At 60.0% G+C, this 21,866-nt stretch carries 17 protein-coding genes and 1 pseudogene; 9 read left to right on the top strand and 9 right to left on the bottom strand.

The features are described from left to right. Positions 1 to 108: 108 nt before the first annotated feature. A complete protein-coding gene (locus F0169_RS10940) occupies positions 109 to 1,455 on the bottom strand; it encodes a DEAD/DEAH box helicase (protein WP_058412184.1) in 1,347 nt (448 codons plus the stop codon). Between the two features lie 193 nt (positions 1,456 to 1,648). Between F0169_RS10940 and F0169_RS10935 the strand changes: the two genes are divergently transcribed. Beyond that, the gene (locus F0169_RS10935) at positions 1,649 to 2,947 is read left to right on the top strand and encodes a mechanosensitive ion channel family protein (protein ID WP_152746529.1); all 1,299 of its coding nucleotides are present in this window, start codon (positions 1,649 to 1,651) and stop codon (positions 2,945 to 2,947) included. Positions 2,948 to 3,064: 117 nt separating this feature from the next. On the opposite strand, the gene F0169_RS10930 is transcribed toward F0169_RS10935, so the two are convergent. The 3 genes from F0169_RS10930 to F0169_RS10920 all read right to left on the bottom strand — a co-directional run bounded on the left by F0169_RS10930 (position 3,065) and on the right by F0169_RS10920 (position 5,213). After that, positions 3,065 to 3,931, bottom strand: coding sequence for a carboxylate/amino acid/amine transporter (locus F0169_RS10930; protein WP_099240539.1), 867 nt, complete (start codon positions 3,929 to 3,931; stop codon positions 3,065 to 3,067). Positions 3,932 to 4,143: 212 nt separating this feature from the next. Continuing rightward, a complete protein-coding gene (locus tag F0169_RS10925) occupies positions 4,144 to 4,746 on the bottom strand; it encodes an FMN-dependent NADH-azoreductase (protein ID WP_152746528.1) in 603 nt (200 codons plus the stop codon). 152 nt (positions 4,747 to 4,898) lie between these two features. Next, positions 4,899 to 5,213 carry a 3-phosphoglycerate kinase gene (locus F0169_RS10920; protein ID WP_152746527.1) on the bottom strand — a complete coding sequence of 105 codons (315 nt, stop codon included), beginning with the start codon at positions 5,211 to 5,213 and terminating at the stop codon, positions 4,899 to 4,901. Between the two features lie 49 nt (positions 5,214 to 5,262). Here F0169_RS10920 and F0169_RS10915 point away from each other — a divergent pair, with 49 nt between their 5' ends. The 4 genes and pseudogenes from F0169_RS10915 to F0169_RS10900 all read left to right on the top strand — a co-directional run bounded on the left by F0169_RS10915 (position 5,263) and on the right by F0169_RS10900 (position 9,054). Next, the gene (locus F0169_RS10915) at positions 5,263 to 6,186 is read left to right on the top strand and encodes a PA3225 family LysR-type transcriptional regulator (RefSeq protein ID WP_058412206.1); all 924 of its coding nucleotides are present in this window, start codon (positions 5,263 to 5,265) and stop codon (positions 6,184 to 6,186) included. A gap of 14 nt (positions 6,187 to 6,200) precedes the next feature. Further along, a pseudogene (locus tag F0169_RS10910) lies at positions 6,201 to 6,571 on the top strand (alpha/beta fold hydrolase). A 3-nt stretch (positions 6,572 to 6,574) separates the two neighbouring features. Then, entirely contained in the window at positions 6,575 to 7,138 is a 564-nt protein-coding gene (locus tag F0169_RS10905) for a peptidylprolyl isomerase (RefSeq protein WP_058412208.1), read from the top strand. Positions 7,139 to 7,221: 83 nt separating this feature from the next. Beyond that, a complete protein-coding gene (locus F0169_RS10900; RefSeq protein WP_152746526.1) occupies positions 7,222 to 9,054 on the top strand; it encodes an ABC transporter ATP-binding protein in 1,833 nt (610 codons plus the stop codon). Between the two features lie 32 nt (positions 9,055 to 9,086). Here the strand turns inward: F0169_RS10900 and F0169_RS10895 are convergent, their stop codons facing one another. Next, positions 9,087 to 10,211 carry a GNAT family N-acetyltransferase gene (locus F0169_RS10895; RefSeq protein ID WP_152746525.1) on the bottom strand — a complete coding sequence of 375 codons (1,125 nt, stop codon included), beginning with the start codon at positions 10,209 to 10,211 and terminating at the stop codon, positions 9,087 to 9,089. Positions 10,212 to 10,493: 282 nt separating this feature from the next. Here F0169_RS10895 and F0169_RS10890 point away from each other — a divergent pair, with 282 nt between their 5' ends. Next, positions 10,494 to 11,816 carry a putative porin gene (locus F0169_RS10890; protein WP_058412210.1) on the top strand — a complete coding sequence of 441 codons (1,323 nt, stop codon included), beginning with the start codon at positions 10,494 to 10,496 and terminating at the stop codon, positions 11,814 to 11,816. A gap of 120 nt (positions 11,817 to 11,936) precedes the next feature. Here the strand turns inward: F0169_RS10890 and F0169_RS10885 are convergent, their stop codons facing one another. The 4 genes from F0169_RS10885 to hrpA form a co-directional block, all read right to left on the bottom strand. Then, positions 11,937 to 12,170, bottom strand: a complete 234-nt coding sequence (locus F0169_RS10885) for a zf-HC2 domain-containing protein (RefSeq protein WP_152746524.1) — start codon at positions 12,168 to 12,170, stop codon at positions 11,937 to 11,939. Beyond that, positions 12,164 to 12,778 carry an RNA polymerase sigma factor gene (locus F0169_RS10880; protein ID WP_058412212.1) on the bottom strand — a complete coding sequence of 205 codons (615 nt, stop codon included), beginning with the start codon at positions 12,776 to 12,778 and terminating at the stop codon, positions 12,164 to 12,166. The genes F0169_RS10885 and F0169_RS10880 overlap by 7 nt, the downstream gene beginning before the upstream one ends. Before the next feature lie 39 nt (positions 12,779 to 12,817). Further along, a complete protein-coding gene (locus F0169_RS10875; protein WP_099240564.1) occupies positions 12,818 to 13,939 on the bottom strand; it encodes a beta-ketoacyl-ACP synthase III in 1,122 nt (373 codons plus the stop codon). Positions 13,940 to 14,165: 226 nt separating this feature from the next. Further along, entirely contained in the window at positions 14,166 to 18,077 is a 3,912-nt protein-coding gene (gene hrpA / locus F0169_RS10870; RefSeq protein ID WP_152746553.1) for an ATP-dependent RNA helicase HrpA, read from the bottom strand. Between the two features lie 222 nt (positions 18,078 to 18,299). Here hrpA and F0169_RS10865 point away from each other — a divergent pair, with 222 nt between their 5' ends. The 3 genes from F0169_RS10865 to F0169_RS10855 all read left to right on the top strand — a co-directional run bounded on the left by F0169_RS10865 (position 18,300) and on the right by F0169_RS10855 (position 21,750). Next, positions 18,300 to 19,196, top strand: a complete 897-nt coding sequence (locus tag F0169_RS10865) for an EamA family transporter (protein WP_122249759.1) — start codon at positions 18,300 to 18,302, stop codon at positions 19,194 to 19,196. A 92-nt stretch (positions 19,197 to 19,288) separates the two neighbouring features. Beyond that, the gene (locus F0169_RS10860; RefSeq protein ID WP_152746522.1) at positions 19,289 to 20,080 is read left to right on the top strand and encodes a CPBP family intramembrane glutamic endopeptidase; all 792 of its coding nucleotides are present in this window, start codon (positions 19,289 to 19,291) and stop codon (positions 20,078 to 20,080) included. Between the two features lie 104 nt (positions 20,081 to 20,184). Continuing rightward, a complete protein-coding gene (locus F0169_RS10855) occupies positions 20,185 to 21,750 on the top strand; it encodes a methyl-accepting chemotaxis protein (RefSeq protein ID WP_058412216.1) in 1,566 nt (521 codons plus the stop codon). The last annotated feature ends 116 nt before the right edge of the window (positions 21,751 to 21,866 follow it).

The raw sequence follows: 21,866 nt of genomic DNA, 5'->3' as shown, positions 1-21,866 counted from the left end.
AAGCGGTGGACAGGCTGCACTTCTCGCCGTTCAGTCGATCAGACGAAGGCGCAAATATTGCCCATAAAAAAACCGGACATTGTCCGGTTTTTTCATATCAAACCACCGTTACTCGGCAGCCGGCGCTTCTGGCTTGCGACGCTTGAGCGGCGCCATGCCGTCCTTGCTCACGAGCGACAGGTTGTCGGTCTTCGGCCGGTTGGCGATCTTGCGCTTGGTCGGCGACTTGGCACCGGCTTTCTTCTTGTCGCCTTTGCCGTCGACTTTTTTCTTCTTCACGCCAACGGCCTTGCCCGAAGCCTTGACCTTCTTCGGCCCGGTGTAGGTGCCTTTGACTTCCTTGATGGTGCGGCGCTCGAACGACTGCTTCAAGTAGCGCTCGATGCTCGACATCAGGTTCCAGTCGCCATGGCAGATCAGCGAGATCGCCAAGCCATCGTTACCGGCACGCCCGGTGCGGCCGATGCGGTGCACGTATTCGTCGCCACTGCGTGGCATGTCGAAGTTGATGACCATGTCCAGGCCATCCACGTCCAGGCCGCGCGCGGCAACGTCGGTGGCAACCAGAATCTTCACGCCGCCAGCCTTGAGGCGGTCGATCGCCAGCTTGCGGTCCTTCTGGTCTTTCTCGCCGTGCAGCACGAACGCTTTGTAGTCCTGTGCCACCAGGCGACCATAAATACGGTCAGCCGCAGCGCGGGTGTTGGTGAACACGATGGCCTTCTGATAGGTCTCGTTGGCCAACAGCCAGTTGAGGATTTGTTCTTTGTGTACATTGTGGTCGGCGGCCACGATCTGCTGACGCGTGGTCGCATTCAGGTCGCTGACGTTGTTGACCTGCAGGTGCTCCGGGTTATTCAGCACCTTGGCGACCATGTCACGCAGGGTCGAGCCGCCGGTGGTGGCGGAGAACAACATGGTCTGCTGACGGTTCACACATTCAGCGACAAGGCGTTGCACGTCGTCGGCAAACCCCATGTCGAGCATGCGGTCGGCTTCGTCGAGCACCAGCACTTCGACTTCCTTGAGGTCGAGGTTGCCGGCGTTGAGTTGCTCGATCATGCGGCCTGGCGTGCCGATCAGAATATCCGGCACCTTGCGCAGCATGGCGGCCTGGACCTTGAAGTCTTCGCCGCCAGTGATCAGGCCGGACTTGATGAAGGTGAACTGCGAGAAGCGCTCCACTTCCTTCAAGGTCTGCTGGGCCAGCTCACGGGTTGGCAACAGGATCAGGGTTTTGATGCTGACCCGAACTTTGGCCGGGCCGATCAGGCGGTTCAGAATCGGCAGAACGAAAGCGGCGGTTTTGCCACTCCCGGTTTGAGCCGTCACCCGCAGGTCACGCCCCTCGAGCGCGAGCGGGATGGCCGCTGCTTGCACCGGCGTAGGCTCGACAAATTTAAGCTCGGCCACGGCTTTGAGCAGGCGTTCGTGCAGGGCGAATTGGGAAAACACGGGTGCTACCTCGAAGAAATACAAAATATCAGCTGCATAGGGTAACGGTTTCGGGCGTCCAAACCGAGTTTCTTTACGCGAACGGCGCTAATCAGCTGCTTTTTTGTTAAGACATTTGTCCGCGCAACCAACTTCCTCGCACTTAAATGCTTTAATCGGCCCGTGTTGTCTTACAGAAGAATCGGTTTCATCCATGGATATCAAACAGCTCTGGCTCAACGTCCAAGACCTTTGGGGCGCCCTCGACCAGCACCCGCTGCTGCATTCCAGCCTGGGTTTGCTGGTGTTACTGGTCGTGGCCCTGGTGCTTGGAAGGGTCGCGCGCTACCTCATTCTGCATGCCGTCAAATTGCTCGGTCGCCAACCGGCGCTGCACTGGCTGAATGACCTGCGGCACAACAAAGTCTTCCACCGCCTGGCGCAGATGACGCCGTCGCTGGTGATTCAGTTCGGCCTGTACCTGGTGCCCGCCCTGGGCAAGACCGCCACGCTGTTTATCGGCAATGTCGCGCTGGCGTTCACCATCCTGTTCATGACGCTGGCCGTGAGCGCCCTGCTCAACGCCCTGCTGGACATCTACGCGCGCACCGAACACGCTCGCACGCGATCGATCAAGGGCTACGTGCAGCTGGCGAAGATGGTGCTGTTCGTGTTTGCCGCGATCATTATCGTCGCCACCCTGATCGACCGCTCGCCGCTGTTGCTGCTATCGGGCCTGGGTGCGATGTCGGCAGTAATCTTGTTGGTCTACAAGGACACAATGTTGTCATTCGTCGCCAGCGTACAACTGACCAGCAACGACATGCTGCGGGTTGGCGACTGGATAGAAATGCCGCAGGTCGGTGCCGACGGCGATGTAGTGGACATCACCCTGCACACGGTGAAGGTGCAGAACTTTGACAAGACCATCGTCTCCATCCCGACCTGGCGCCTGATGTCCGAGTCGTTCAAAAACTGGCGCGGCATGCAGGCGTCCGGCGGGCGCCGCATCAAGCGCAGACTGTATATAGACGCCAGCGGCGTGCGCTTCCTGCATGACGACGAGGAGGTGCGCATGACCCAAGTGCACCTGCTCACCGATTACGTCAGCCGCAAGCAGGCCGAACTCAAGGCCTGGAACGATGCCCAGGGCAACAGCGCGCAACTGTCGGCCAACCGTCGCCGCATGACCAACCTCGGCACCTTTCGCGCCTACGCCTTGGCGTATCTGAAAAGCCACCCCGACATACAGCCGAACATGACCTGCATGGTGCGCCAGATGCAAACCACCGCCCAAGGCGTGCCGCTGGAAATCTACTGCTTCACCCGCACCACGGCGTGGGCCGATTACGAGCGGATCCAAGGGGATATTTTCGATTATTTGCTGGCGGTGCTGCCGGAGTTTGGCTTGAGTTTGTATCAGCAGCCGAGCGGCAATGATTTACGGGCCGGGATGTTGCCGGCGGTGTTGGGCGCCAGTCATTTGCCTGCGCCGGACCAGCATCCAACATAAAAGCGCACCTCCCCTGCGGGAGCGGGCTTGCTCGCGATGACGGTGTGTCAGTTGAAAGAGACTTGTCTGATGCACAGCAATCGCGAGCAAGCCCGCTCCCACGGGGTTTGGATGGCTTCAGCGGTGGGCAGGCGCGTTACGCAGGCCCAACCGGCTGATCCACACCGCCCCCAGAATCACCAAACCGCCCAGAGCCAGCCTGCCCAGCGGCTCGTGCTGGTTCCAGATCAGCAAATTCAGCAACAGCCCGACCGGCACATGCAGGTTGTTCATCACCGCGAGGGTGCCGCCATTGACCAGGCACGCGCCCTTGTTCCACCAGTACATGCCCAGCGCCGTGCTGACCAACCCAAGAAACACCAACACGCCCCATTGCAGTGGCGCTTCGGGCAGAAAATTGGTTTTGCCGAACATCAAAAATGCCGGTAACACCACGATCAGGGCGCCCACGTAAAAGTAACCGAAGCGCCGGTAATGCGGCAGGTCACTCGGGTAGCGTGCCACCAAATGTTTGTACATTACCTGCCCGCAGGCGTAGGTGAAGTTGGCCAGTTGCAGCAGCAAAAAACCCATCAAAAAGTGCGGTGTGATCTGGTCGAACCGAATCACCGCCGCGCCGCCTACTGCCACCAGCGCGGCGATCAGCGCCCAAGGGTTGAAACGCCGGTTGAGAGCGTCTTCGATCAGGGTCACGTGCAGGGGCGTGAGGATCGTAAAAAGCAGCACTTCCGGCACCGTCAGTACACGAAAGCTCAGGTACAGGCACACGTAGGTCACGCCGAATTGCAGCGCGCCGATCAGCAGCATGCCGCGCATGAACGCCGGTTCTACCGAGCGCCAGCGCGTCAGCGGGATAAATACCAGCCCAGCCAGCACCACGCGCACCAGCACTGCAAAGTAGCTGTCGACGTGACCGGCGAGGTATTCGCCGATCAAGCTGAAGGAAAATGCCTGAATCAGGGTGACAACCAGTAGATAGCCCATGCGCGCCTCATTTCGAATGGGCGGCACATTAAAGGTTTTCGGCACGTCACGAAACTCGAGGCAAAAAAAACCCGACCTCGCTATAGCGGCAGTCGGGCGAGAGCACTCAGGAGCAACAAGTGCAAAGGGAGGTTCGATACGCGTACTTGAAGGGTTTGCGTGGGGCGATATAAACACCGCACGATTATGTGACGATTAAACGATTAAGCGGCTCACGCAACGAGCTGGGCAAGCAGCGCTTTGGCGTGGTTGATGCCCTTTTCCTGGAAATCGCCGCTCAGGTTCACGCCCTCGGCATGAATGAAGGTGACGTCGTGAATCCCGATAAACGCCATCACCTGACGCAAGTAAGGTTCCTGGTGATCGGAGCTGGCGCCGATGTGGAGGCCGCCGCGCGCGGTCAGCACGATGGCGCGCTTGCCGGTGAGCAAACCCTGAGGGCCAGTGGCGGTGTATTTAAAGGTCACGCCGGCGCGCAACACGTGGTCGAGCCAGGCTTTGAGGGTGCTGGGGATGGCGAAGTTGTACATCGGGGCGGCCATGACCAGCACGTCGGCGGCGAGCAATTCGTCGGTCAATTGGTTGGAGCGGTCCAGGGAAGCCTGTTCGATTTCGTTGCGCTGGTCGGCAGGTTTCATCCAGCCGCCGAGCAAGTTGGCGTCCAGGTGCGGCACTGGGTTAAGCGCCACGTCACGCACGCTGATCTGATCCGCCGGGTGCGCAACCTGCCATTGGCTGATGAACTGTTGGGTCAGTTGGCGGGAGATCGAATCCTGCTGGCGGGCGCTGCTTTCGATGATCAGAACATTAGACATGGCTACGTAGGCTCCATCTGTAATTGCTGTAAGGCGATGGAGAAAAGATTAACCAGGGCTCATTCGATAAAAAAGCGCAAAAAACTGCTACAACCCATCCATAAATTTGTTTATAAGCGCAGTATGGCTGTGAGCATGTGCCGCTGGCCGCCTTATTTCGGAGCGCACGCCAAGGCGATGCGCATCTTGATAATGGCGCGGGTGAACTTGACCGTGGTGTTGGTGCTTTTACCCGCCGCAACCGTGACTTTGCGAGTACGTGGCGATTCCGGGCCGTTGGTGAAGGTTACCGAACACACAGCATCGTTGGTGCCGTAATTGTTTAAGCGGATCGAACTGATGTCACCGTCCACGTCGGAGGCGCTGTAATCCACTTGCACGTCGTCGATCTTTTTAGTCACGTCGATGGGGTACGCAAACGCCGTCATTGGCAGCAGCGCCAGCAACACACAACAGAATTTTCTCATTCGGCAGTCTCCAATAGGGACCGCCAGCTTAGGACAAGAGGAGCTCATCTTGAAAGCGCCCCGCGTTACCCTCGATCAATGGCGCACGCTGCAAGCGGTGGTCGACCATGGCGGCTTCGCCCAAGCCGCTGAAGCGCTGCACCGTTCACAATCCTCAGTGAGTTACACCGTGGCGCGTATGCAAGACCAACTCGGCGTGCCGCTGCTGCGCATCGACGGGCGCAAGGCAGTGCTCACCGAGGCCGGTGAAGTGCTGTTGCGCCGCTCACGGCAACTGGTCAAAAACGCCAGCCAGTTGGAAGATCTTGCCCACCATATGGAACAAGGCTGGGAGGCCGAAGTGCGGCTGGTAGTGGATGCAGCCTACCCGAACGCGCGGCTGGTGCGTGCGCTCACCGCGTTTATGCCGCAGAGCCGTGGTTGCCGCGTACGGTTGCGCGAAGAAGTACTGTCGGGCGTCGAAGAGCTGTTGATCGAAGGCGTGGCAGACTTGGCGATCAGTGGGTTCAGCATTCCAGGTTACCTGGGCACGGAAATGAGCGACGTCGAATTCATCGCCGTGGCCCATCCCGACCACGCGTTGCACCGCATGAACCGCGAATTGAGCTTTCAGGACCTGGAAAGCCAGATGCAGGTGGTGATCCGCGACTCGGGGCGACAACAGCCACGCGACGTTGGCTGGCTCGGCGCCGAGCAACGCTGGACTGTTGGCAGCCTGGCCACCGCCGCCACCTTTGTCGGCAGCGGCCTGGGCTTCGCCTGGCTGCCAAGGCACATGATCGAGCGCGAACTCGCCGAAGGTCTGCTCAAGCAGCTACCCTTGGAACAGGGCGGCAGCCGCCACCCCACGTTCTATCTGTATTCAAACAAAGACAAACCGCTGGGGCCAGCCACGCAGATTCTCGTGGAATTGCTGCGCACCTTTGACACCGCCCCACTGGACGCGCCCTTCGCCGCTCCCCGGCAGGCCTGAAACGGAGTTCATGCATGGCCTGGTTCGATCATCAACGCTGCAGCCTGCATTACGCGGAATATGGCCACGGCAGCCCGCTGATCCTGGTGGATGTGCGCGGCCACGGGCGCTCCGGCAAACCGCGCGAACGCTGCAACATGCAGGTTGTGGGCTGGGGTGTGCAGGAACGTCTGTCGAAAATTACCTGTCCAACGCTGGTCATCAGCGCCGCCCCCAACGACACCTCCGTGGCGAAGAAACAAATCTATGTAAAACTGCTACCCGATGCGCGACTGGTGGTGATCGAGAATCCCGCCATGCCACGCCCTTGGATCAACCCGAAGTCTTTAACGCTACCTTGCTCGATTTTCTAAAGACAGTCGAAACCACTACCCAGGATCACTGACCCATGTTGAAAAAAATCGCCTTCTTTGCCGGCTCCGTGCTGTTCGCTGCGAACCTGATGGCCGCCGAGCCCGTCAAGGCACCTCATGTGCTGATCAGCACCACCAATGGTGACATCGAAATCGAACTGGACCCGGTCAAGGCGCCGATCAGTACCAAGAACTTCCTGGCCTATGTTGACAAAGGCTTTTACACCAACACGATTTTTCACCGCGTAATTCCGGGCTTCATGGTTCAGGGCGGCGGGTTCACCACGCAGATGTCGCAGAAGCCGACCGATGCGCCCATCAAGAACGAAGCCAGCAACGGCCTGCATAACGTGCGTGGCACCTTGTCGATGGCACGCACGAATGACCCGAACTCGGCGACCAGCCAATTCTTCATCAACGTGGCCGACAATGCGTTCCTCGACCCGGGCCGTGACGCCGGTTACGCCGTGTTCGCTAAAGTGGTCAAGGGCATGGACGTGGTCGACATCATCGTCAACTCGCAGACCACCACCAAGCAAGGCATGCAGAACGTGCCTATCGATCCTGTTCTGATCAAGTCGGCCAAGCGCATCGACTGAGGTCTGCAGGTAGTTTCGCGCGGTGCCCACAAGGCGCCGCGCGCATTTAAACAGGAGAGCCCGCCAGGCGGGCGTCAACCCTAATGCTCTATCGCCGTTTCGAACAACTGATCGATATTTTCCGCGACGCGCCGAGCGCCGCTCCTCCCGACCAAGTCCTGCCCTTCTATCTCTACTACCTGCGCCAGGTGTGGCCGCACTTCGCCGCCTTGCTGGTGGTGGGCCTGATCGGCGCGCTGATCGAAGTGGCGCTGTTCAGTTACTTGAGCCGCATCATCGACCTGGCCCAGGGCACACCGCCCGCTGACTTTTTTCAGGTTCACAGCACCGAGCTGATCTGGATGGCCGTGGTCGCCCTGCTGCTGCGCCCGATCTTCGGCGCCCTGCATGACCTGCTGGTGCACCAGACCATCAGCCCCGGCATGACCAGCCTGATCCGCTGGCAAAACCACAGCTACGTGCTGAAGCAGAGCCTGAATTTCTTCCAGAACGACTTCGCCGGGCGCATCGCCCAGCGCATCATGCAAACCGGCAACTCCCTGCGCGACTCCGCAGTGGCGGCGGTGGATGCGATCTGGCACGTGGCAATCTACGCGATCAGCTCGCTGGTGCTGTTTGCCGATGCCGACTGGCGGCTGATGATTCCGCTGGTGACCTGGATCATCTGCTACAGCCTGGCGTTGCGTTACTTCGTGCCCCGGGTAAAAGAACGCTCGGTGATTTCCTCCGAAGCGCGCTCCAAACTGATGGGCCGCATCGTTGACGGCTACACCAACATCACCACCTTGAAGCTCTTTGCGCACACCCAATCCGAGCAGGAGTACGCCAAGGAAGCGATCATCGAGCAGACCGAAAAAACCCAGTTGGCCAGCCGTGTGGTCACCAGCATGGACATCGTGATCACCAGCATGAACGGCCTGCTGATTGTCACCACCACCGGGCTTGCGCTGTGGCTGTGGACGCAGTCGATGATTTCGGTAGGCGCCATCGCGCTGGCCACCGGCCTGGTGATTCGTATCGTCAACATGTCCGGCTGGATCATGTGGGTGGTCAACGGTATTTTCGAAAACATCGGCATGGTCCAGGACGGCCTGAAAACCATCGCCCAGCCGCTGGCGGTGACCGACCGCGACAACGCGCCGCGCTTGAATGTGCCGCGGGGCGAGGTGCGCTTCGAGCAGGTGGATTTCCACTACGGCAAGCAGAGCGGGATCATTGGCGGCTTGAACCTTGAGATCAAGGCCGGTGAAAAAATCGGCCTGATCGGCCCGTCCGGTGCCGGCAAGTCAACCATGGTCAACCTGCTGCTGCGCCTGTATGACCTGCAAGGCGGGCGCATCTTGATTGACGGCCAGAATATCGCCGAGGTGGCCCAGGAGACCCTGCGCGAACAGATCGGCATGATCACCCAAGACACCTCGCTGCTGCATCGTTCAATCCGCGACAACTTGTTGTATGGCAAGCCGGACGCTACCGACGAAGAACTGATGGCCGCCATTCACAAGGCCCGCGCCGATGAATTCATCCCGCTGCTGTCGGACGCCGAAGGGCGCACCGGGCTGGACGCGCATGTCGGTGAACGCGGGGTGAAACTCTCGGGTGGGCAACGTCAGCGTATTGCCATCGCCCGCGTGCTGCTCAAGGATGCGCCGATTCTGATCATGGACGAGGCCACCTCCGCACTGGACTCGGAAGTCGAGGCCGCAATTCAGGAAAGCCTGGAAACCCTGATGCAGGGCAAGACGGTGATCGCGATTGCGCACCGTTTGTCGACCATCGCGCGGATGGACAGGCTGGTGGTGCTTGAGAAAGGCCAGATTGCCGAGACCGGCAGCCACGCTGAGCTGATCGCCCATGGCGGGCTGTATGCCCGGTTGTGGCAGCACCAGACCGGCGGGTTCGTCGGTATCGACTGAAGGCACACTGCCAAGACCCAAGAGGCCCCTGTTCAGCCCTGCCGATAAGGCAGGGCTGCCCTTGCCTCTTCGGCGTAGGCCAAAATCCCCACCCGCTCTTGCGTCAGAAAATCCTCCACTGCATTTTTCAAACCCGGATGGCGCAAGTAATGCCACGAGCGGGTAATCACCGGTTCAAACCCACGAATCAATTTGTGCTCGCCCTGCGCACCCGCGTCGAAGCGTTGCAGGCCGTTGGCGATGGCGTAGTCCATGCCTTGGTAGAAGCAGGTTTCGAAATGCAGACGGTCGAACTCTGCCAGGCAACCCCAATAACGACCGTAGAAGCTGTCGCCACCGATCAGGCTGAACGCCATCGCCACCGGGCGTGAACCTTGTTTGGCCAGTACCACGCGAATGGCTTCGGGCATGCGCTCGGCCAGCAGGCTGAAAAACGCACGGGTCAAGTAGGGCGACTGGCGGCGCACTGCGTAGGTGTTGGCGTAGCAGGCGTAGACAAAATCCCACTGCGCTTCGCTTAACTCATGGCCGTGTAACCATTCGAACTCGATGCCCTGCCCGGCCACCTGCTCGCGCTCTTTGCGCATCTGTTTGCGCTTGCGCGAACTCAAGGCGTCGAGAAAATCCTGGAAGTCGCGGTAGCCGCGATTTTGCCAATGAAACTGGCAACCCAAACGCTGCAACCACCCAGGCTGCACCGCCAGTGCTGCGTCGGCCAACGGGTCGGTGAAGTTGATGTGGGCACTGGAGAGGCCTTCGATTTCCAAATAGCCCGGCAGGCTGTTCAGCAGTTCAAAACCGTCCTCGGCACTTCTCGCCAGCAATCGCGGCCCGCTGACCGGGCTGAACGGCACTGCCGTCAGCAACTTGGGGTAGTAGTCAATTCCTGCGCGGTTACACGCATCCGCCCAACCGTGATCAAACACGTACTCGCCGTAGGAATGCCATTTGCGGTAACTGGGCAGTGCCGCCACCAGGCGCGTGCCCTCCCAATGCAGCAAATGCTCAGGCTGCCAACCCGATTGCGGGCTCAGGCTGGCGCTGTCTTCGAGCGCGCTCAAGAACGCATGCCGAACAAAGGGTTGGGCCTGCGGCACCAGGGCGTCCCAATCCTGCGGGGCGATTTCGGACAGGCTGTTCAGGCGTTGCAACGGCATCGGCATCCTCACTACTTCAGGGCGTGAAAGCCTTGCGAGTATCGCCGATCGACGCACTTAGCACACCTTGAAATCGCAGGACAAGGCTCGATACGGATAGTTCATTTCTAAATATTTTGTCATCTAGATGACATCACTTTGCCACTCCCTCGTAATAAACGATAGTGATACTGGCGCCAGTTTTTAGAGCGCTTGGTTATAGCAAGCGGCTATTTTTCCGTCCGTCATCGGTCGGTTGTGTCCTGGATGGTTTGCCATCCCTCCTCACTTTCGGAGATTGATATGCGTCTTGCTTCCACTAAAACTGCGGCGGTCCTGTGCGGCGGCCTGTTGCTGGCCCTCAGCGTTCCGGCCAGCGCTGCAGTCGACGCTAAATTGCTCGACATGCTCAAGGCCAATGGCCAAATTACCGCTGCGCAGTACACCGAACTGCAAAGCGAATTGGCCAAAGATCAAAAGGAAAAGCAGATCGCACAGCAAGCTCAACAAGAGACCAACGAGCAGATCGCGGCCACCGCGAAAAAAACCAACGACCTGAGCGTGTTCGACCAGAAGCTGGCCTGGGCCGCCAAGACTCAGTTCAAGGGTGACGTGCGCTTCCGTCAGGAAACCGTGAAGATCCAGGGCGAATCCAACAACGGTGGCCGCGACAAAGACCGTCAGCGCATCCGTGCCCGCCTGGGTGCCTATACCGAGATCAACTCGCAGGTCGACACCGGCATCCGTGTTGCCACCGGCAGCAGCGACGATGCCCGTTCCACCAACCAGGACCAGGACAACTACTTCGACAAAAAGTCGATCTGGCTGGACCTCGGCTATATCGACTACCACCCGACCCAGATCAAAAACCTGCACGTGATCGGCGGCAAAATGCTGCAACCGTGGGTCAACATGGGCGACGTGATCTGGGATAGCGACATCAACCCGGAAGGTCTGGCACTCACCTACAAATACCCGCTGGGTAGCAGCGCCGAGCTGTTCGGCAGCATTGGTAACTACAACCTCAAGGACAACGTCGACGGCGACGGCGTGCAGTTTCGTCACGACCTGCGCCTGACTGCCGGCCAGTTGGGGACGCGTTTCTCGGTTACCGATAACCTGAAGATGACCCTGGGCGGCAGCGTTTACGCCTACCAGAACGACAAGGACAGCACTTGCACCACGACCTCCTCGCCTTGCGCACTGGCGGTCAACGGTAACTCGGCCAACGAACAGTTCCGTCTGTACGAAGGTTTTGCCCAGGCAGACATCGGCGGCCTGGCCGTGCCACTGGCGTTCTACGGCCAGTACGTGAAAAACAACGACGCTTCCACCGATCAGGACACTGCCTGGTTGCTGGGTGCCAAGTCCAAAGTGTTTGGTTTCAACCTGGACTACAACTACCGCGATACGCAACGTAACGCAGTGGTTGGCGCCTTCACCGACTCGGACTTCGCCAACGGCACGACCGGTTCGCGTGGCCACAAGATGAAGGTCAGCTACGACATCGACAAGAACTTCGCCCTTGGCGCCACGTACTTCCTGACCAAGGCTGACTTCGCCAGCCGCACTCAGCGTGATGCCAATACCAACACCCTGCAGCTGGATGCTGAAGCCAAGTTCTAAAAGTGCGTGTAACGAACCTTGGGCCAGGACGGCCCGAGGTTTTTTTCAACAGCCTTGCGTGGGTGGGTCGATCCCCATCATCCGTTCGACCCACCAACGCGAGCCTGCCTTGACCAAGCTTTACAGATCTTTCAGGCGCTCGGCCACCAGCCGGTCAGCCACCGCATCAGCATCCTCTACCGGCGCGTCCGGCATGATCTTCAACGTCGCCTGCAGCAGGCGCATCTGGCGGATGAATCGCCGACAGTTACGGCAAAACATCAAATGATGGCGTACCAGCAGACGCTCGCGAAAGGTCAATTGCCCATCGAGATAGTCACTGGAACGTGCCACTTGTTCTTTACAGGTCAACATTCGCCCGTTTCCTCAAAATGCTCCACCGTGGCAAAGACTTTAAGCCGTGCTCGATGCAACAGCACACGCACATTGGAGAGCGAGAGCGTCAGAAGATTACAAATGTCTTCCAATTCCAGGCCCTGGCGTTCACGCAAGACCAGCACACTGCTTTGCAGCTCCGACAAACTCAGCAACGTATGCTCCAGGCATTTACGCAGCTCTTCTTCGGTCAGCAACGCTTCCGGCGTGTCTTGGTGCCAGGCATACGGGGCGACGGCCCAGTGGCCATCGTCGGCAACGAAGCGATCATCCCCGAGCGTGCCGTGGGGCGAGGGCAAATCGTCGAGCAATACTTCACGACGATTCTTTTTGTAGCGGCCCTTGGCGGAATTGGCGGTGATGGTCAGCAGCCAGGTTTTAAGGCTTGAACGCCCTTCGAACCTGGAAAGGTTGCGCACCACCGAAAGCCAGGCGTCTTGAACCACTTCATCGGCGTGGCGCTGGCCGACGATGGCATAGGCCACCGCCCGCATCGCGCTCTGGTACGTCGTGACCATTTCCTTGTAGGCCCGCTGCTCACCCTTTAGCAGGCGTTCAAGCAGGTGCGTATCGTCTGCTGCCGCCATGTAAAACCTCAATGTTGAAAGGGAAAGCCCTGTGCGAGATCAGCGCTTGCGCAAGATAACGCTGCCGATCGAGTAACCCGCGCCAAACGAGCTGAGTACCGCTACAGCGCCCTTGGGCAAGTCATCCTGATAGGTATGGAACGCAATCACCGAGCCGGCCGAGCTGGTATTGGCGTACGTGTCCAGAATCACCGGGGCTTCTTCCACCGTGGCTTCGCGGCCGAGCAGTTTTTTAACGATCAGGTGGTTCATGCTCAGGTTGGCCTGGTGCAGCCAAAAGCGCTTCACATCGCTGACGTTCAGCTGGTTTTGCGCAAGGTGCGTGCCGATCAATTCAGCGACCATCGGGCAGACATCACGGAAGACTTTGCGGCCTTCCTGCACGAACAGTTTGTCGGGCGCGCCGATGCCTTCTGGCGCTGTGCGGTTGAGGAAGCCGAAGTTATTGCGGATGTTGTTCGAGAACTTGGTCAGCAGCTTGGTGCTCACCACGTCGAACTGATGCTCGGAGGTCGCCAAGTCGGCGCGTTCGAGGATCACCGCCGTGGCGGCATCACCAAAGATGAAATGGCTGTCGCGGTCGCGAAAATTCAAATGGCCGGTGCAGACTTCCGGGTTAACCATCAAAATCGCCCGCGCCTGGCCCAACTGAATGCTGTTGGCGGCGTTTTGGATGCCGAAGGTCGCCGATGAGCAGGCCACGTTCATGTCAAAACCGAACCCCTCGATGCCCAGAGCTTCCTGGACTTCGATGGCAATCGCCGGGTAGGCGCGCTGCAGGTTGGAACAAGCGACAATCACGCCGTCAATATCGGCAGCGGTCTTGCCTGCGCGTTGCAGGGCTTGTTCGGCGGCGCCGATCGCCATCTGACAGAGTACCGACCACTCGTCATTGCTGCGCTCGGGCAAGCGCGGGGCCATGCGTTGCGGGTCAAGAATGCCGTCCTTGTCCATGACAAAGCGGCTTTTGATGCCCGACGCCTTCTCGATAAAGGCCGCGCTCGACTCGGTCAAGGCCTGCACTTCACCGCGCTCGATGGCGGCGGCATTGTCAGTGTTGAACTGCTGCACGTAGGTATTGAAAGACTGCACCAGCTCTTCGTTGGAGATGCTGTTGGCCGGGGTGTACAGGCCAGTGCCGCTGATGACGACGTTATGCACGGTCGTTCCTCTAAATCTGTCAGGCAGAAGATATTGGTACCGTCGTACCACATTTTAAGTCGTTCGATTCCGTCCAGCGGGCATCAAACTGGCAACGCTTTATTCCATCGCGCCGCGGCTGCACCAGCCCATCACGACGATCCCGGCATTTATAGCCGCCAAGTTTGCCACAACCCCGGAAGTTTAGCGCCATATCCAGCACGAACCCGATCGCTACAACAGGCTCCTAGCTCTCTACCAGGCTCCACTGTTTACTCAGGCGCTTGTCGGAAATCGGCACCTTGGTGCCCAATTGCTGGGCAAACAGTGACACTCGATATTCCTCCAGCCACCAGCGGTAAAGCTCCAGCTGAGGGTCGCGCTTGCCTTCTTGAGCGTGTTTATTCAGGCGGTTCTGGTACTGCGCCCACAACCCGCTCAGCTCGGTGCTCCACACGCGATCTTTTTGCACCTGACTCGGCAGTTTCTCCAAGCGCAGTTCGATGGCTTTAAGAAAACGCGGCAATTCCTTGAACCACTGCGCCGGGGTTTCCCGCACAAAACCTGGGTACACCAGATGACTCAGTTGTTGCTTGATGTCGTTCAAGGCCACGGCTTGGGCCAAATCGATCTTGCCTTTGAAGCGTTTTTGCAACGCGTGCCAAAGCTTGAGCACTTCAAGGGTCAAGCGTGCCAGGCGTTCGGCGTGCTCGGTCCAGGCGCCGCGCTTGCGTTCGGCCAGGGCGGCCAAACCTGCGCCGTCACGCGGCAGGCTGGTTTCGCCTTCAAGTATGCAGGTGTCGAGGCTGGCCAGCAGAATCTCCTCGACCAACCCGTCGATGCGCCCTAGCTCGCGGTACATCAGCCCCAACTCGGTGAGGCCCGGCAACTTACCGCGGAGGAATTTCGCCGGTTCGGCCAATTGCTGCATCAACAAGCGCTGCAAGGCGCGGCGGTGCTGGAACTCGGCCTCGGCGGCGGTAGAGAAGCGGCCTTCTTTGACCGTGCCGTTGTCTTCGACCAGCGCCGGGTACACCGTCATCGACAGGCCGGCGATCTTTTGCTGAGTCTTTTCAGCCACTGCCGCAAACACCTTGGCCTCCACCGGCTGCTGGCTTTTCGCGGTATTCGGCACGGCCAACGCGGCCTGGCTGGCTTCGGCAAAACGCGCAGTCAGCTCGGCCAGGTCGCGGCCTTCGCCGAGGAACTTGCCTTGCCCGTCGACCACTTCCAGGTTCATCTTCAGATGGTTTTCCACCTGTTGCGCGGCCTCGGCCCACGCTTCATCGCTGACCCGCGCGCCGGTCATGCGCAACAGTTCACGCCCCAGCGCCTGGGGCAGTGAACCCTGGCCAAACTCGATACGTTGCAGCGCCGCCTTGACGAAGTCCGGCACCGGCACGAAGTTCTTGCGCAACGCTTTAGGCAGGTTGCGCACCAGCGCAATGCACTTGGCTTCGATCACGCCCGGCACCAGCCACTCCAGCCGCTCCGGCGGCAACGCCGGCAACAGCGGCGCCGGCACGCGCAGAGTCACGCCGTCGCGCGGGTGGTTGGGCTCAAAGTGGTAACTCAGCGCCAACGCCAGGTCGCCCAGGTGCAAGGTGTCCGGGTAATGCGCGGCGGTGACTTCACTGGCCTCGCGGGCCAGCACGTCCTCTTCGCGCATGATCAGCAACTGCGGGTCTTTTTGGCTGTTGACCTTGTACCAACTGTCGAACGTTGCGGTCTGGTGAATCTCCGCCGGCAAGCGCGCATCGTAGAAGGCGTACAGCGTTTCTTCGTCGGCAAGAATGTCGCGACGACGCGCCTTGGCTTCCAGTTCATCGAGCTGCTCCAGCAATTGCTGGTTCGCCGTCAGGCACTTGGCCCTGGATTGAATCTCGCCGCGCACCAAACCTTCGCGAATAAACAGCTCGCGCGACACCACCGGGTCTATCGGCCCGTAATGCACTGGCCGACGCCCGACCACAATCAGCCCGAACAGGGTGATCTGCTCAAACGCGACCACTTGGCCGCGTTTCTTCTCCCAATGCGGTTCGAAGTGGTTTTTTTTGATCAGGTGCCCGGCCAGCGGCTCGATCCAGTCAGCATCGATCTTCGCCACCATGCGCGCATACAGCTTGGTGGTTTCTACCAGCTCAGCGGCCATCAGCCACTGCGGGCGCTTTTTACCGATGCCCGATGACGGGTGAATCCAGAAGCGCCGCTGGCGTGCACCGAGGTAATCGCCGTCTTCGGTTTTTTGCCCAATCTGGCTGAGCAAGCCCGACAACACCGCCTTGTGCAGCTTGGCAAAGTCCGCCGGTTCTTTATTGACGGTCAATTGCATGTCGCGGCAGATCAGGCTGAGCTGGCGGTGGGAGTCGCGCCACTCGCGCAGCCGCAGGTAATTCAGGAAGTTCTTGCGGCACCAGTTACGCAACGGGCTGGCAGTGAGTGCCTGGCGCTGTTCTTCAAAGCCGCGCCACAGGTTAACCAAACCGGCGAAGTCCGAATCGGCGTCCTTCCACTGTGCGTGGGCCTGGTCGGCGGCTTGTTGACGCTCCGGCGGGCGCTCGCGCGGGTCCTGAATCGACATCGCACTGGCGACGATCAGCACTTCCTGCAAGCTGCCGAGCTTGGCGGCCTCAAGCAGCATGCGGCCCATGCGCGGGTCCACCGGCAAGCGCGCCAGTTGGCGGCCCAGCGGCGTGAGCTGGCTGTTGCGGTCCACCGCCGAAAGCTCTTGCAGCAAGTTAAAGCCGTCGCTGATGGCCTTGCCGTCGGGCGGCTCGATGAACGGAAAATCGGTAATTTCGCCAAGCCGCAGGTGCAGCATCTGCAGGATGACGGCAGCGAGGTTGGTGCGCAGGATTTCCGGGTCAGTAAATTCCGGGCGACCGATAAAATCTTCTTCGCTGAACAAGCGAATACAAATACCCGGCTCGACCCGGCCGCAACGGCCTTTACGCTGGTTAGCGCTGGCCTGGGAAATCGCTTCAATCGGCAGGCGCTGCACCTTGGCGCGGTAGCTGTAGCGGCTGATGCGCGCGGTGCCGCTGTCGATTACATAACGAATGCCTGGCACCGTCAGCGAAGTTTCCGCGACGTTGGTGGCCAGCACCACACGCCGCCCAGGGTGGGACTGAAAAATGCGCTGCTGTTCGGCCGGCGACAAGCGCGCGTACAGCGGCAAAATTTCGGTGTGCTTCAGTTGAGCTTTGCGCAGCATCTCGGCGGCGTCGCGAATCTCGCGCTCGCCCGGCAAAAACACCAGCACATCGCCGGGGCTGCGCCGCTCGCTACGCTCATAAGCGGCGATTTCATCAAGCGTGGCGAGGATCGCCTGGTCGACGGTCAAGTCGTCCTCGACGCGGTTGCCCTCCTCGTCCTGCTCCAGCGTCAGCGGGCGATACCAGGTGTCCACCGGGAACGTACGGCCCGAGACCTCGACAATCGGCGCGTCGTCGAAGTGCTTGGAAAAGCGCTCCAGGTCGATGGTCGCCGAGGTGATGATGACTTTGAGGTCGGGGCGGCGCGGCAACAGGGTTTTCAGGTAGCCGAGCAAAAAATCGATGTTCAGGCTGCGTTCGTGGGCTTCGTCGACGATGATCGTGTCGTAGCGCTCGAGGTAGCGGTCATTCTGGGTTTCCGCCAGCAGGATGCCGTCGGTCATCAGCTTGATCAGGGTATTGGCGTCGCTCTGGTCTTCGAACCGTACTTGGTAGCCGACCAGCGCGCCAAGCGGTGTGGCCAGTTCTTCGGCAACGCGGCTGGCGACGCTGCGCGCGGCAATGCGGCGCGGCTGCGTGTGGCCGATCAAGCCGTATTGGCCACGGCCGATTTCCAGGCAAATTTTCGGCAGTTGCGTGGTTTTACCCGAGCCGGTCTCGCCGGCAATGATCAGCACCTGATGCTTGAGCAGCGCGGCCTTGATTTCGTCGCGCTTGGCGGCGATTGGCAGGCTGTCGTCGTAACGAATCACCGGCAGGCTGGCGCGCCGCGCCGTCACCTGGGCGCAAGACGCCTGCATGCGCGCGACCCACTGCGCGAGTTTCTGCTCATCGGGCTTCTTGCGCAGCTCAAGCAACTGGCGCCGCAGGCGTTGGCGGTCGGCGAGCATGGCGTGATCAAGGTTTTTCAGCAGTGTGTCGATAGTGGGCGCTTGGTCAGTCATCAGGTGCGTTTTGGTCATCTATTTATGCAGGGGGCCGATTGTCGCAGAAAAGCAGCTGCAAGCGGCAAGCTTCAAGCTTCAAGCTTCAAGCGGCAAGTACCTGCCGAATTGCGTTTGCTTGCAGCTTGCAGCTTACGGCTTGCCGCTTACCGTGTAATTAGCAATTGTGTCGAGCAAGCCGCTGCGCAACACTCCGCCACCTTATTGATGGAGGAGCGTTTCGTGAAACCTGTCGACATCCTGTACCTGTTGGGGCTGGCTGCCATCTGGGGCGCGAGTTTCTTGTTCATGCGCGTCATCGCGCCGGAGATCGGCAGCGTGCCGACCGCGTTTTTTCGCGTCTCGATTGCGGCCGCCGGCTTGCTGGTGATCCTTGCGGCAATGCGCGTGAAATGGGACTTCCAGGGCAAATTCAAAACCATTCTGCTGCTGGGCGTGATCAACTCCGGGCTTCCCGCAACCCTGTATTCGCTGGCAGCCCAAGTGCTGCCCGCGGGGTATTCGGCGATCTTCAACGCCACGACGCCATTGATGGGCGTGTTAATCGGCGGGCTGTTCTTCAGCGAACGCCTCACCCCGTCAAAAATCGCCGGGGTCACGCTGGGCCTGTTCGGCGTGGGCGTGCTGACCCGTGCCGGGCCGGTGGCGTTTGACATGCAATTGCTGATGGGCGCACTCGCCTGCCTGCTGGCCACCACCTGTTATGGCTTCGCCGGTTTTCTCGCGCGGCGTTGGCTGGACCAGCGCGGCGGGCTGGACAGCCGGCTCGCGGCGTTGGGCAGCATGCTGGGCGCTACGCTGTTCCTGCTGCCGTTGTTTGCCTACAGCGCCATCAGCCATCCGCCGGCCAGTTGGGGCGGCTGGCAAGTGTGGTGGTCATTGCTGGGATTGGGGCTGGTGTGTACGGCGTTTGCCTACATTCTTTACTTCCGCCTGCTGTCATCCATCGGGCCGGTGAAGTCGATGACCGTGACCTTCATGATTCCGCCGTTCGGCGTGCTGTGGGGCGCGCTGCTGCTGGATGAACCGTTGTCGATGGCGCATCTGTACGGCGGGGTGTTGATTGCCGGGGCGTTGTGGCTGGTGTTGCGACCGGGAAAAGCCGCCAACGCGCTTTAGCGGCGCACCCAGGCGAATTACGCGCAAGAGTTTCATACAGCCAACGCAGGTCGCTCGCTACAATGCCTGCCGTTTTTTTTGGAGGCATTCACATGCTCGCTCTGCCCTGGCTGTACCTGATGCTGCTTTCGATGGGCTACGCAGTGGCGTTGACCTATGGGCAACTGGGCATGCTCGCAGGGGTTTCGGTCGCCCTGCTGCTGATCGCCTGGTACGCCGTTCGCCAGCAACGCAACCCTTGGGCGCGTTACCTCGGGCACGGCTTGTTTATTGTGTTGGCGCTGGGCCTGGCGCTGCACTGGCTGCCGGGTTTCTACAACGGCCTGGGCATCGCGCCGCAGCGTTTTACGCCTGACTCCGCGCCGTTTTCGATGTACCTGAACCAGGACAAACCGCTGATTGGCTTTTGGTTGCTGCTGGCCTGCCCATGGCTGGTGGCGCAGCGCTCATTGCGCCTGTCGATCTACGTGACGGCACTGGCGTTGACGCTCACGGCAATCACCGCACTGGGTGGCGCAGCGTTGCTGGGGATCATCAGTTGGGCACCAAAATGGCCGGCGCAGGCCTGGCTGTGGGTACTCAACAACCTGCTGCTGGTCACGCTGGTGGAAGAGGCGCTGTTCCGGGGTTACATCCAGGGCGGCCTGAGCCGGCGCTTCCAGCACCTGCCCTACGGCGAGCACCTGGCCGTGTTGCTGGCCTCGCTGTTGTTCGGCCTGGCGCACGTGGGCGCGGGAGGGTATTGGGTGCTGTTGGCGGGCATTGCAGGCGTGGGTTACGGCCTGGCGTATCGTTTTGGTGGGCTGGGTGCGGCAATTGCCACGCACTTTGGGCTGAATCTGCTTCACTTCGGGTTGTTCACCTACCCGATGCTGGCTGGCTGATTTTCTTGATTGCAAAAGCGCGCACCGCCGATTGTTGCAAATTCAAGTTAAATAAATGCAGATTCCGGCCGACAACCCCTGAAAGCCTTGCGGATTGAACTCTCATGCGTAATAACCAACCCGTTACCCAGCGCGAACGCACCTTCCCCGCTCAGCAACGGTTGATCTCCACCACAGATGCCAAAGGCACGATTACCTACTGCAACGACGCCTTCGTCGAGATCAGTGGGTTCACCCGTGACGAACTGGTTCGTGCCCCGCACAACGTGGTGCGTCACCCGGATGTTCCGGCGGCCGTGTTCGCACACATGTGGTCAACGCTCAAACAAGGCTTGCCATGGATGGGCATTGTCAAGAACCGCTGCAAGAGCGGCGATCACTACTGGGTTAACGCCTATGTGACGCCGGTCTTTGATGGCAATCAGGTGATCGGCTACGAATCGGTGCGCATCAAGCCCACCGCCGAGCAGATCCGCCGGGCCGAAGCGCTCTACCAACGCATCAACAAGGGCAAGTCTGCCGTGCCACAGCGCGACAAGTGGCTGCCGATTTTGCAGGACTGGCTGCCGTTTATTCTGGTCAGCCAGTTGAGCTTCATGATCGGTGCCTCACTCAACTCGCATTGGGGCTTTGCCCTGGCGGCCGGGTTGTCGGTGCCGCTCGGCCTGCTCGGCCTGAGCTGGCAGCAACGTGGCCTCAAGCGTTTGCTGCGCCTGGCTGAGCAGACCACCTCCGATCCGCTGATTGCGCAGATGTACACCGACAGCCGAGGCGCACAAGCGCGGCTGGAGATGTCGATTCTCAGCCAGGAAGCCCGTCTGAAGACCTGCCTCACGCGCTTGCAGGACACTGCCGAACACCTCAACGCCCAAGCGGCGCAGTCCAACACCCTGGCGCATAACAGCTCCAGCGGCCTGGAACGCCAGCGCGTGGAAACCGAGCAGGTGGCCACTGCAGTCAACCAGATGGCGGCGACCACACAGGAAGTGGCCAGCCACGTGCAGCGCACGGCGGACGCCACTCAGGAAGCCAATCGCTTGACCGGCCGTGGCCGCGACATCGCAGGCGAAACCCGCGAGGCGATTCAGCGCCTGTCCGTGGCCGTGGGCGAGACCGGTGTGACGGTCACCCAATTGGCCAAGGACAGCGACGAAATCGGCGGCGTGGTCGATGTGATCAAAGGCATTGCCGACCAAACCAACCTGCTGGCGTTGAACGCCGCGATTGAAGCGGCGCGTGCCGGTGAGATGGGCCGTGGTTTTGCGGTGGTGGCGGACGAAGTGCGTCAACTGGCGCAGCGCACGGCTGAATCCACCGGGCAAATTCATGCCCTGATCGCCAAGCTGCAGCACACCGCTGCTGCCGCCGTGCAAACCATGGACGCCGGGCATCGCCAGGCCGAAGAGGGTGTGGCGCGGGTGATGGAGGCGGATCAGGCGTTGGTGGGGATCAGTGAAGCGGTGGCGCATATCACCGACATGACCACGCAAATCGCAGCAGCGACCGAAGAGCAAAGCTCGGTGGCCGAAGAGATCAGCCGTAACATCAGCACCATTGCGCTGTTGGCGGATCAGACCTCGGAACAGGCCATGAACTCGGCGCAGTTGAGTGAAGAGCTGACGCATACCGCCCATACTCAGTACTCGCTGGTGGAGCGTTTTAACCGGTAGACCACTATGGACAAGTCGAATCGTCGCACCGCCCCTCCCACATTTGAATGTATATGTGGGAGGGGGCTTGCTCCCGATGGGGCCTTAACAGCGCGCCAAAAACTCAACCACGTGCA

The sequence above is a fragment of the Pseudomonas kitaguniensis genome, assembly GCF_009296165.1.
Classification (GTDB): domain Bacteria; phylum Pseudomonadota; class Gammaproteobacteria; order Pseudomonadales; family Pseudomonadaceae; genus Aquipseudomonas; species Aquipseudomonas kitaguniensis.
Note: the sequence above shows the minus strand (reverse complement) of the source record. Positions and strands in the feature narration are given on the sequence as shown.